The following is a 12,203-nucleotide window of genomic DNA, read 5'->3' on the forward strand; positions in this document are numbered from 1 at the left end:
CGCCGGAGAAATGCACCGGCTGCCGGCTGTGCGAGTGGCTGTGTCCCGACTTCGCCATCCGAGTTCATCTGGACGCTGAGCAGCCGGCGCTGGAGGCGGCGCGATGAACGCGATCGACCGTTCGCACGCCAAGCCCGCCGCCAAGCTGCTGTCCGGCAACGCCGCCTGCGCCCAGGGCGCGCTCGACGCCGGTTGCACCTTCTTCGCCGGCTATCCGATTACGCCGTCCTCCGAGATCGCCGAACGGCTGTCGGTGCTGCTGCCGAAGGCCGGCGGCGTCTTCATCCAGATGGAGGACGAGATCGCCGCGATGGCTGCCGTGGTCGGCGCCTCGATGGGCGGCGTCAAGGCGTTGACCGGCGTCGATTTGCCGGAGCCGGACTCGCCCACCACAGCGACGGTCTCGCGCGGACGCAGGCTGAGTGCGACATCGCGCACCGCTGCCGTCGTCCGAGCCGGCCGGAACAAGCCCTGGCTGGTGACGAAGGTCTTGTTCAGCCCGTGCGCTTCGAGCAGCGGCTCGCCCTCGATATCGCGAGCGACCTTTGAGGCCGGGCGCGAGCCCGGCACGGCAGCGATCAGCGCCTTGGTGTAGTCGTCCTTTGGCCGCCGCAGCACCTCGTCGACACTGCCTTGCTCGACGACACGGCCGTTGCGCATCACCACGACGCGGTCGGCGATATCGGCGACGACGCCGAAATCGTGGGTGATGAACAACACACCCATGCCGCGTTCGGCCTGCAGCCGCCGGATGAGGCCCAGGATCTGCTGCTGCGTCGTGACGTCGAGCGCCGTGGTCGGCTCGTCGGCGAGCAGCAGCGCCGGGTTGTTGGCCATCGCCATCGCGATCATCACCCGCTGGCGTTGGCCGCCGGAGAGCTGAAACGGATAGCTGCGCACCAGTGTCGCCGGGTCGGGCAGGCCGACCGCAGTGATCAGCTCCAGCACCCGCGCGTCGAGCTCGGCGCGGCTCGGGCGCGGACTGGCATGTACCAGGATCGCTTCGGCGATCTGCTGACCGACCCGCGCCAGCGGATTGAGTGCGCTGAGCGGCTCCTGGAAGATCATCGAGATCGGACCGCCGCGCAGACCGCGCATCGCGTCTTCGCTGGCGTGGGCGATGTCTTCGCCGCTAAACTTGATGGCGCCGGTGCCGATCTCGAGCCCGGACGGCAGCAGGCCCAGCACCGCATGCGCGGTGATCGATTTGCCCGAGCCGGATTCGCCCACGAGGCAGACGATCTCGTTGCGGCCGACGCTCAGCGAAACATCCGAGACGGCGTGGCTGCGATCGCCGCCATGCGGCAGTTCGACCGACAGATGCTCGACGGACAGCAGGAGATCATCGCTCATGCGGTGCGCACCTTTCGCGCGATGCGCGGGTTCAGCGTATCGTTGAGACCTTCACCGACCAGATTGATCGCCAGCACGGTGAGCAGGATGGCGACGCCGGGAAACACACTCATCCACCACGCCTGACGGATCACGGTGCGCGACGCGCCGATCATCAGGCCCCAGGACATCATGTTGGGATCGCCGAGGCCCAGAAAGCTCAGCGCGCTTTCGATCAGGATCGCGGTCGCAATCGTCAGCGAACCGGTGACGATGATCGGTGAGACCGCATTGGGCAGGATGTGGCGCAACACCACCATCAACGGCGCCTGGCCCTGGCACACTGCGGCCTGCACGAACTCGCGGCCGCGTAGCCGGAGAAACTCAGCGCGCGTCAATCGCGCCAGCGGCGGCCAACTCACCGCACCGATCGAGATGATGACGTTGGTCAGCGTCGGCCCGATGGTGGCGACCAGCAGAATGGCGAGGACGAAGCCCGGAATGGTCTGGAACAGCTCGGTGATCCGCATCATCAGATCATCGACCTTGCCGCCGAAGTAACCGGCGATGGCTCCGATCGTCACACCGATGAACAGCGCCGCGAGCGTCGAGGCCACGCCGATGGTGAGCGACACCCGCGCCCCATAGGCGATGCCGGCCGCAACGTTGCGGCCGAGCATATCGGACCCCAGTGGCAGACCCTCGCTGCCCGGCGGCTGGAACGGCGCGCCTACCATGTCCCACGGATCGTCGGGAAACAGCGTCGGCGCCAACACCGCCAGAGCGACGACGGCTCCGAGGATCAGCAAGCCGATCATGCCGGTCGGATGACGCAGAAACGTTTTCAACCTGTCCATCGCCCCCTCCGATCAAGACGCCGCACGCAGCGACACGCGCGGATCGACCATCCGGTAGATCGTGTCGGTGAGGAAATTCAGCAGGATGACGATGACAGACATCACCAGGAAAATGCCGAGCATCAGCGGATAGTCGCGCTGCATCACCGAGTCGAAGGTCAGCCGGCCGAGACCGGGCCAGGCGAACACGGTTTCGATCACCACCGAGCCGCCGACCAGCGTGCCGGCCTGCATGCCGGCCACGGTGACGACTGGCAGCACCGCGTTGCGCAGCATGTGGCGGACGATGATCTGGCCGCGCCTCAGGCCTTTTGCGCGCGCCGTCTTGATGAAGTCCTGGTGCGCGACGTCGATGATCGCCGAACGCATCAGTCGGGCGTAGATCGCCATCAGCACCGCGCCGAGCGACGTGACGGGCAGCACCATATGGGCCGCGATGTCCAGGACATGTTCGATCGGCGTCATCGGCACGCCGATGCTGACGTAGCCGAACGCCGGCAGCCAATCGAGCTTCACCGAGAACAGCAGCACCAGCATCAGGCCGAGCCAGAACACCGGCATGGCGTAAAGTAGCAGCGACACGATCGTCAGCGCCGTGTCGGACCATTTGCCGGCGCGTACGCCGGCCAATGTCCCGAGCAGAACGCCCGCCCCGAGCGACAACAGAAACGCGCTGCAGGTCAGCAGCAGCGTCGCCGGCAGCCGTTCGGCGATCAGCGACAGCACCGGGCGCTGCTGCCGATAGGAGTAACCGAGATCCAGCGTCACGATCCGCTTCAGATAGATCGCGAGCTGCACCGGGTACGGCTTGTCGAGACCGTACTCGGCACGCAACTGAGCCAGCATGTGCTCGTCGGCCGCCCCGCTCTGCCCCGCCATCACCTGCGCCGGATCGCCCGGCGCCGCGTGGACCAGCACGAAGTTGAAAGTGGCGATCACCAGGACCACCGCGATGAACCGTGCGACCCATTGGACGATCGCCAAAGCGATCGCCACGCCGCGGTTGCCGGTGACAGACAGAGCGAGCGCCCTCATCCGAACGAGACCGAGCCGAAGGTTTCGTGGACGCCGATCGCAGTGGTGATCACGTTCTTCAGCCGCTTGTCCATGAAGTTCGGATAGTCGATCTCGAGCAGCCAGGCGACCGGCACCTCCTCGACCATGATCTTCTGGACCTGACTGTAGAGCTCCTGGCGCTTCTCGTCGGTTGTTGCGGTCGCGGCCTCCTCGAACAGCCGGTCGACTTCCGGATTTGAGTAGCCCGACGTGTTCGAGAACAGGATGCCCTTGCGGATGTTGGAGGAGACGTAGCTCCGCGACACGCCGAGCGCCGGATCGCCGAACTGATAGACGGTGGTGGTCGTCGTGGAAAAGTCCCAGTTACCGAATCTCTGGGCCCAGCCACCGACATCGATGCCCTGCAGCTGCAGATCGATGCCGACCTTGGCGAGCGACTGCCGCAAGAATTCGGCGGTCCGCTGGTGGGTCTCGCCGTAGGGCGGCACCAGGAACGGAATCGCCACGCGCTTGCCATCGGGGCCGGGCTTCAGACCCATCTCGTCGAGCAGCGCCTTCGCCTTGTCGGGCGAGTAGTCGTACTTCTTGACGTCCTTTTCGTAGAACTTCGTCTTCGACGACACCGGGCCGGTCGCGACCTTTCCGAGGCCGAAGTAGATGCGGTTGAGCAGCGCCTTGCGGTCGATCGCGTACATCACCGCCTGCCGGAAGCGCTTGTCGTTCATTGGCGCGATGCGATTGTTGAATTCGAGCCAGGTGTGCGGCGCGAAGAATTCGTAGCCCTTGGTGGTCATCGTCAGGTTCGGCAACTTCGACAGCCGCGGCACTTCGAACAGCTCGACGTCGGTCCACTGCGTGAGCTGCACCGTGCCCTGCTCCAGCGCCACCGAGCGCGACGCCGAATCCGGGATGACGCGATAGATGATTTCGTCGAGATACGGCTCGTTCGGTCGATAATAGCCTTCGTGCCGCACGAGATGGACGTGCGAGCCGTGCACCCACTCTTTCAGCTTGAACGGGCCGGAGCCGATCGCCTTGGCGTTGGCCGGGTTCTGGCGATAGTCGGTGCCTTCATAAATGTGCTTGGGCACGATCGGCGCCGTCGTGCAATCGAACGCGGTGAGGAACGGCGCGAACGGCTTCTTCAAGGTGAAGACCACCGTGAGCGGATCCGGCGCTTCGGCTTTGTCGACGCGGGAGAAGGTGCTGCGGGCACGCGCGTGGTTCTCGATCAGCACTTTCATGATCGAGAACACGACGTCTTCGGACGTCAGCGGCGTGCCGTCGTGGAAGGTGATGTTGGGGAACAGCTTGAACGTGTAGGTGAGCTTGTCGGGCGATACTTCCCAGGACTGCGCCAGACCCGGCAGCGGCTTGAGATCGAAATCGTAGCGCAGCAGGCTCTCGTAGATCTTGCCGCCCAGCGTCAGCGTCGGCTGCTGCTGATTGAGCGCGGTGACCAGGATCGGCGGCTCCGGCTGGATGATGGTGTTGAGCGTACCGCCACGGGTCTGTCCCACCGCCCGCGTGATACCGAGCGGGATGCCACTGAGGCCGAGAGCACCAGCCGCCACGCTCAGTTTGGCAAATTCACGTCTGTTCATGCAATCACCCGCGTTGTTGGAGTTGAAGCCGATTGTTCAGTCAGGACGTCGATGTTCGAGACGGCGGCGATCCGGCATCAGACCATCGCCTCGATGAGATACGGACCAGGGCGCGACAGCGCCGCATCGAGCGCCCGCGTGAATTCGGACAGCGTAGTGGCGCGGCTGGCCTCGACGCCGAGCCCCTGTGCCATCTTGGTCCAGTCGAGTTCGGGCTGATCGAGCTGCAGCATCCGCTGCGCGTTGCGGCCCGGCTTCTGGGCGCCGACCTTGCTCATCTCGCCCCACAGCGTCGCGTAGGAGCGGTTCGAGAACACGATAGTCAGCACATCGAGGTTCTCGCGGGCGTGGGTCCAGAGTCCCTGCAGCGTGTACATGCCGCTGCCGTCCGCCTGCAGATTGATCACCTTGCGATCGGGGCACGCCACTGCGGCGCCCGCCGCCATCGGAATGCCGATGCCGATCGCGCCGCCGGTGATCTGCAGAAAATCGTGCGGTGCCGCATCGTAGGAGTAATCGAAACATCCCGAGGAGGTCAGCGCCTCGTCGCAGACGATGGCCTGCTCCGGCAGCCGCGCCGCGACCAGCCGATTGACCATGTCGGTGGTGAGAGCGGCAGTCGAACTCGCCGTCGGCGACGCGACGGCGAACGGCTTGACCGCGACCGGCTCGCTCGGCGCGTTCACTTCATCGGCCAGCCATTCCAGCGCCTGCAGCAAATCCTGATCCGGACCAGCGAGCTGGACGACTTCGCAAGTTTCGGGCGCCAGCCGGCCCGGCCGGTTCGGATAGGCGAAGAAAGACACCGGCTCCTTGGCGCCGATCAGCACCACCATGTCGACGCCGCGCAGCATCTCGAGACCGATCTCGTGGGTCATCGACAACCTGCCGATCGGCGCGCGGCCGCGGCCGCGTTCGATCCGGCCGTTGGCGCCCTGCGCGTAGATCTCCACGTCGGCGCTGCGGCGGATGTTATCGGCGATCCGCAGCGGATGTTCGCGCAAAGCGGCGCCGCTGAGCAACAGCACCACCTTGCGCTTGGTACGGATCGCATCGCCGATGCGCGCCACCGTCTCCTGCTGCAGCTGCTTCTGCGGCAGACGCTTGCCGCGCACCGGCTGCGAGCGATAGACGTGTTCGTTCCAGGCCATGTCGGCCGGCAGGATCAGCGTCGAGATGCCGGGCGCCATGCTCTGCGCCCAGGCGTCGGCGACATCCCGATCGATGAGCACCGGATCGGCGATGCGCTTGACCCAGCGCGACATCGGCCGCGCCAGCGAGTCGATATCGCTGGTCAGCGGTGCATCGAGTGGAAGATGCTCGACCGCATGATCGCCGACGATGTTGATCATCGGCGAATTCGCGCGCCGGGCGTTGTGCATGTTCGCCAGGCCGTTGGCGAGGCCGGGACCAAGATGCAGCAGCGTCACTGCGGGCTTGTCGGTCATCCGGCCGTAGCCGTCGGCAGCGCCGGTGACGACGCCTTCGAACAGGCCGAGGATGCACCTCATCCGCGGCTGGCGGTCGAGCGCCGCCACGAAATGCATCTCCGACGTGCCTGGATTGGCGAAGCAGACATCGACTTCGTGCGCCAGAAGCGCATCGCAGAGCCGGTCCGCTCCCGTCATCGATTGCATCGTGGACGCCGCTCGTGCCGCCTCAGCCATCACAGCTTCCTCAGCCCGCACCACTGCGCGACGAACAACGCGATGCTGAGCGTCGTCTTGCGCAGGCTTTCCAGATCGAGGCGCTCGTTGAACGCGTGGGGGCCCTCGCCGTAAGGGCCGTAGCACAGCGCCGGGATGCCGTAGTCGACCGAGTAGTAACGGGTATCGTTGACCGCGGTGGACAGGCGCGCGTCGAGCGGCGCATTGAACGCTGCCTGGTGTGCGCTGGTGAGCACAGCTTCGGCTTCGCTGCCCGGCTCACAGACTGCCGGATCGGCCTGGAAGCCACTCCAGATGAGTTCGGCCGGATTTTCCGACAGGAAGGCGTCGGCTGCCTGCGCGTCGGCGAGGCACTTCTCGATGCCAGCCATCGCCTCTTGGGGCGTATCGCCGGTCAAAAGACCAAGGCGGCAATCGACTTCGCACCACGCAGAGGTCGAGCTCGCCCAATCGCCGCCCTTGATGATGCCGACGTTGAACTTGATCGGATTCTTGATCTGGCCGAACCACGGATCGCGCACCGCCGCCGCGTTCAGCTTCTTGGTGTACTCCTCGAAAGCGCGGACCAGGTGCATCGCCGATAGGATGGCGCTGGTGCCGGTCTCCGAATAAGCGACGTGCACCGGCGTGCCACGCACCCGCAGCCTGAACCAGATCGCGCCGACCTGAGCACGCGTCAGCGTGTGGCCGGTCGGCTCAGGGATCAGACAGGCATCGGCGCGATAGCCGCGCATCAACGTCGAGAGCGCGCCGTTGCCGGTGCTTTCTTCTTCGGTCACCGTCTCCACGTGCACGCGCCCATCGGGCGCGTAGCCGGCGGAGCGGATCGCATCGAGCGCGAAAATCATCGCCGACACGCCGCCTTTCATGTCCTGCGCGCCGCGGCCGATCATCCAGCCGTCGCGGACAGTCGCCGCGAACGGCGGATCGCTCCACAGATCGACCGGGCCTTCTGGCACGACGTCGATGTGGCCCTGCAGGATCAGGCTGCGGCCCTTGCCCTCGCTATCGAGGGTTGCCACGACCTGCATCGAACCGGCCGGATCGATGGTGTCCATCGGCGCCGCCTTGGGATGGCTGGCGAGATTGACGTCGGCGAGACTGAACGTATCGACCTTGTAGCCGCGATCGGCGAACTGCTGCGCCAGCCACGCCTGCTGCGGCGCCTCTTCGCCGCGCAGGCTGCGGAACTGCACCATGCGCTGGAGAAACGCGACCTGGTCGTCGAAGTTGCGATCGACAGCAGCGCGCAGGCTGTCAGCGATCGCATCCGGTTTCGTCAATGTGTCAGTCGCCATGTCACGGTCTCCCTGGATCTGTTAGTCGTCGCAATGCAGATGGCAGCGTCAGCGATCGAGACCGCCGAGCAGGATGTATTTGGTCTCGACATATTCCTCGATGCCGTGGCGCGAGCCTTCGCGGCCGAGGCCGGATTGCTTGACGCCGCCGAACGGCACCACGTCGGCGCCGAGCAGCGCCGAATTGACGCCGACCATGCCGGACTCCAGCGCCTCGGCGACGCGGAACACACGGCCGAGATCGCGCGCGTAGAAGTAGGACGCCAGACCAAACGGCGAGTCGTTAGCCTGCGCGATCACGTCGGATTCGTCTTTGAAGCGATAGACCGGCGCAACCGGACCGAATGTCTCTTCGCGCGTGATCAGCATCTCGGTGGTGACGCCCGCCAGCACGGTCGGCTCGAAGAAGGTGCGGCCGAGCGCGTGCCGCTTGCCGCCGAGCACCACCTTGGCGCCCTTGCCGACCGCGTCGGCAACATGGCGCTCGACCTTGGCGATCGCCTCCTTAGTGATCAGCGGCCCTTGGGTCACGCCGGCGTCGACGCCGTTACCGACCTTGAGCGTCGCCACCTTGGCGGTGAGTTTCTCGACGAAGGCATCGTAGATGCCGTCCTGCGCGTAGATGCGGTTGGCGCAAACGCAGGTCTGCCCCATGTTGCGAAACTTTGAAGTAATCACGCCCTCGACGGCGGCGTCGAGATCGGCGTCGTCGAACACGATGAACGGCGCGTTGCCGCCGAGCTCGAGTCCGACCTTCTTCACCGTAGAAGCCGCCTGGCGCATCAGGATCTTGCCGACTTCGGTCGAGCCGGTGAAGCTGATCGCCCGCACCGTCGGACTCTCTGTCCAGGCCCGCCCGATCGCCGGCGCATCGCCGGTGATGATGTTGAGCACGCCCGGCGGGAAGCCGGCGCGCTGCGCCAACACGCCGAGCGCCAGCGCAGTGAGTGGCGTCTCCGGCGCCGGCTTGATCACCACGGTGCAGCCGGCGGCGAGCGCCGGGGCGACCTTGCGGGTGATCATCGCGGCCGGGAAATTCCACGGCGTGATCGCCGCGACCACACCGACCGGCTGGCGGATCACCATAGTGCGGGCATCGGCGCGATGCGACGGAATCGTCTCGCCGTAAACGCGCCGCGCTTCCTCGGCGTAGAACTCCACGAACGATGCCGCGTAGTCGATCTCGCCGAGCGCTTCCGTCAGCGGCTTGCCCTGCTCACGCGTCAGCAGCAGCGCGAGTTCGTCACGATTGGCGATGATCTGATCGAACCAGGCGCGCAGCAGCGTCGCGCGCTGCTTGGCGAGCAGCTTCGACCACTGCCGGAACGCGATGTCGGCGGCGCGCACAGCTTCCTCGGCTTCGTCCGCGCCGAAATGCGGCACCGCACCGACGCGCTCACCCGTCGCCGGGTTGGACACGACATCGACCGGCTCGCCGCACCATTTGCCGCCGATCAGGCAGCGGTCAGCCAACAGGCCAGGATCACTCGGCTTCAGCATCGTAGTTAGTCCCGTCTCGGCGCAGACGCGCCCTTCAACTAAGCGGCGAGGCAGCGTTCCAGGATCGCAAGCCCTTCGTCGACGATCGCATCGGAGGCCGTCAGCGGCACAAGAATGCGGATGGTGTTGGGCGGCGTGCCGCACGACAGCAGGATCAGGCCGTTCTCGTGCGCCAGGCGCGTCACCCGCTTGGTCATCTCGGCATCCGGCTCGTTGCTGCCGCGGTGCTTGAGAATGTCGAAAGCCACCATGGCGCCCGGGCCGCGGGCGGCCGACGTCGGCACCAGCGTGTTCGACAGCGCGAAGCGATCGATCGCGTTGCGCAGCCGCTCGCCGATCTGGTTGGCACGCGCGACGAGATTTTCCTCTTCGAACACGTCGAGCACCGCGAGCGCCGCGGCGCAGGCCAGCGGATTGCCCGCATAGGTGCCACCGAGACCGCCGGGCTCGGCCGCATCCATGATGGCGGCGCGGCCGACGACGGCGGACAGCGGCAGACCGCCGGCAAGACTCTTGGCGACGCAGACGATGTCGGCCTGGACGTCGTAATGCTCCATCGCGAACATCTTGCCGGTGCGACCGAAGCCGGTCTGCACTTCGTCGGCGATCAGCACGATGCCGTTTTCGTCGCATAGCCTGCGCAGGCCGCGCATCAGTTCGGGCGGCGCTTGATGGAAGCCGCCTTCGCCCTGCACCGGCTCGATGATAATCGCCGCGACCTGCGACGCGTCGATATCGGCCTTGAACACGAACGACACGCAGCGCAGCGCGTCCTCGACGCTGACGTCACCGCCCGCGATAGGGAACGGCACGTGCCAGACGCCGGGCAGCGGCGGACCGAGCGCCTTCTTGTAGGGAATGACCTTGCCGGTCATCGCCGACGCGAACGCGGTGCGGCCATGGAAGCCGCCGGTGAAAGCGATGACGCCGCTACGTCCTGTTGCCGCGCGCGCGATCTTGACGGCGTTCTCGGTTGCTTCCGCACCGGTGCTGAGCAGGATGGATTTCAGCGGCCCGTTGATCGGCGCCAACTCATTAAGACGCTCGGCCAGTTTGATGTAGCCTTCATACGGCGCCACCTGAAAGCACGTGTGGGTAAAGCGATCGAGCTGCTCGCGGACCGCCGCGACGATGCGCGGATGGCAGTGGCCCGTATTCAATACGGCGATACCGCCGGCGAAATCCACGTAGCGCTTTCCGTCGACGTCCCAGATCTCGCTATTCAGCGCCCGCTCTGCAAACACCGGCGTGGCTTGGCTGACACCGCGCACGACAGCCGCCTGCCTGCGAGCCAGCAATTCACTATTCGTCATCAGCTCTCTCCCGAACTGACGACGACGCTAATGTGACGATGACGGCAATCAATCAGCTTGTGAGTTCGATCTGGTGACTTGCATGCACCAATCGAAAAATCCTGCACTGCCGCGAGCAGACACTGGCGCTTTGTTGAGCGATCCGCTCAACACGCAGACAGACACAACCGTCAGAGTTCTGCGAGCACCTGCTTCAACCAATTTCGCAAGGCGACAATTTCCGGATCGTCCCAACGTTCTTTCAGCGCGACGAGCTGGTAAGTCTCCATATAAACCGACGAACTAACCACCTCGACCAGCGCGCCGGAGCGCAGATCGTCCCCGACCAGCACTTCGTTGCCAAGCGCAACACCCTGCCCGAGCCGCGCCGCCTCGATCGCCAGATGGGCGTGCCACAGCCGCTGGCCGCGCAGCGGCGGCAGCTCGTCGAGGCCCGCCAGTTCGAACCAGCGCGACCATTGCGTGGTCGATTCTTCGTGGATCAGCGCGATCTTCGACAGATCTTCGAGACTGTTGATCGCGGGATAACGTGCCAGATAGGCCGGGCTGGCCACCGGAAACACGCGCGGCCGCAGCAGGATTTCGGCCATCAGCGGGCCGCGCGCATCGATCACGTCGGCATAGACGATCTCGGCGTCGGCCTCCGCTCGTGACAGATCCGGATGATTCAGCGTCGGCTGCAGATTCACTTCCCAATTGCGGGGCGGCCCGGTCAGCTCGGGCAGACGCGACAGCAGCAGCCGGTTGGCGATGCCCGGGATGCACCAGATGTTCAGCGTCGCCAGCGAAGAGGGCCTCGCGCTGCTCGTCGCCCGGGCAATGATGTCGAAAGCCTGCGATATCTGCGCATGAAAGCTCGCGCCGGCTTCGGTCAGCATGACGCCGCGGCCCTCGCCGCGGACCAGCGCCACGCCTAAAAATTTCTGCAGGTTCTGCAGATGCCGTGACACCACCGTATGGCTGACCGCGAGTTCGTCACCCGCCGCACGAACGCTGCCGGTGCGGCCGACGGCCTCGAAGGCGCGCAGCGCAATCAAAGACGGCAAACGACGGCGCGTCATGAGCATGGCATCTCGGGAACGGTGTAACGACGCAAGTACATTATCTCTTTGTCACCTCTGCGCGGCCGCGCGCAATCGTGTTCTGTCGCGATTGCAATTCGTGCAACCGACGAACTCTTCCCTCTTGTCGCACGCCGAAGCAACCGTCACAAATGTCCGGCTTCCCTGCGCAGCGCGTGTCCGGCTCATCGCCACGCCATTTCGCTCAATTTCGAACGATTACAAACAATACGGCGCCGGCTTGTTGGCCGATTATCGCCGTCAAGAACGATCGACGGAGACCAACGGGATGAACGACGACTGGAGCACGCACAGCTCGCATTGGGGCGCCTTCTCGGCGCGATGGGACGGCCAGGACGTCGAGGTCGAACCCGATGCGGGCGATCCGGCACCGTCGCCGATTCTGGGCAATTTCACCGACTCGCTTCGGCACAAGGCGCGGCTCGAACGACCGATGGTGCGCAAAAGTTGGCTGGAGAAGTCCGGCGCGCCACGCGGCTTCGATGGCGCCTTCGTGGTGCTGCCGTGGGACGAAGTGCTCGACGTACTCGCTG

The 12,203-nt window shown here is 65.3% G+C and carries 9 protein-coding genes and 3 pseudogenes; 3 read left to right on the forward strand and 9 right to left on the reverse strand.

Annotated features, from left to right (window positions below; translation table 11 throughout):
- Together I5M_RS31650 and I5M_RS31655 are read left to right on the forward strand one after the other, a co-directional pair.
- Window positions 1–107 (forward strand): 4Fe-4S binding protein (locus tag I5M_RS31650; protein ID WP_199900071.1); only part of this gene is annotated, 107 nt, incomplete at its 5' end.
- Window positions 104–298 (forward strand): annotated as a pseudogene (locus I5M_RS31655) (2-oxoacid:acceptor oxidoreductase subunit alpha); the annotation flags it as partial. The gene I5M_RS31650 and the pseudogene I5M_RS31655, both read left to right, overlap by 4 nt.
- An 11-nt stretch (window positions 299–309) precedes the next feature.
- Here the strand turns inward: I5M_RS31655 and I5M_RS26180 are convergent.
- The 9 genes and pseudogenes from I5M_RS26180 to I5M_RS26220 form a co-directional block, all read right to left on the reverse strand.
- Window positions 310–1,353, reverse strand: a pseudogene (locus tag I5M_RS26180) (ATP-binding cassette domain-containing protein); the annotation flags it as partial.
- Complete coding sequence (locus tag I5M_RS26185; protein ID WP_022724099.1) at window positions 1,350–2,189, reverse strand: ABC transporter permease; 840 nt, start codon at window positions 2,187–2,189, stop codon at window positions 1,350–1,352. The pseudogene I5M_RS26180 and the gene I5M_RS26185, both read right to left, overlap by 4 nt.
- A gap of 12 nt (window positions 2,190–2,201) precedes the next feature.
- Entirely contained in the window at window positions 2,202–3,224 is a 1,023-nt protein-coding gene (locus tag I5M_RS26190) for an ABC transporter permease (protein ID WP_022724100.1), read from the reverse strand.
- On the reverse strand, window positions 3,221–4,810 hold the full coding sequence (locus I5M_RS26195; protein ID WP_022724101.1) for an ABC transporter substrate-binding protein: 1,590 nt from the start codon (window positions 4,808–4,810) through the stop codon (window positions 3,221–3,223). Before I5M_RS26195 ends, I5M_RS26190 begins: the two co-directional genes overlap by 4 nt.
- A 77-nt stretch (window positions 4,811–4,887) precedes the next feature.
- The gene (locus tag I5M_RS26200; RefSeq protein ID WP_022724102.1) at window positions 4,888–6,477 is read right to left on the reverse strand and encodes an acetolactate synthase large subunit; all 1,590 of its coding nucleotides are present in this window, start codon (window positions 6,475–6,477) and stop codon (window positions 4,888–4,890) included.
- Complete coding sequence (locus I5M_RS26205; RefSeq protein WP_022724103.1) at window positions 6,477–7,775, reverse strand: ArgE/DapE family deacylase; 1,299 nt, start codon at window positions 7,773–7,775, stop codon at window positions 6,477–6,479. Before I5M_RS26205 ends, I5M_RS26200 begins: the two co-directional genes overlap by 1 nt.
- A 48-nt stretch (window positions 7,776–7,823) precedes the next feature.
- Complete coding sequence (locus I5M_RS26210) at window positions 7,824–9,275, reverse strand: NAD-dependent succinate-semialdehyde dehydrogenase (RefSeq protein ID WP_022724104.1); 1,452 nt, start codon at window positions 9,273–9,275, stop codon at window positions 7,824–7,826.
- Between the two features lie 38 nt (window positions 9,276–9,313).
- Entirely contained in the window at window positions 9,314–10,588 is a 1,275-nt protein-coding gene (gene gabT, locus I5M_RS26215; protein WP_022724105.1) for a 4-aminobutyrate--2-oxoglutarate transaminase, read from the reverse strand.
- A 170-nt stretch (window positions 10,589–10,758) separates the two neighbouring features.
- Complete coding sequence (locus I5M_RS26220) at window positions 10,759–11,649, reverse strand: LysR substrate-binding domain-containing protein (RefSeq protein ID WP_031337651.1); 891 nt, start codon at window positions 11,647–11,649, stop codon at window positions 10,759–10,761.
- 289 nt (window positions 11,650–11,938) lie between these two features.
- On the opposite strand from I5M_RS26220, the pseudogene I5M_RS31660 reads away from it, so the two are divergent.
- Window positions 11,939–12,203 (forward strand): annotated as a pseudogene (locus tag I5M_RS31660) (Asp-tRNA(Asn)/Glu-tRNA(Gln) amidotransferase GatCAB subunit C); the annotation flags it as partial.

This window comes from Rhodopseudomonas sp. B29, assembly GCF_000333455.1.
Classification (GTDB): domain Bacteria; phylum Pseudomonadota; class Alphaproteobacteria; order Rhizobiales; family Xanthobacteraceae; genus Rhodopseudomonas.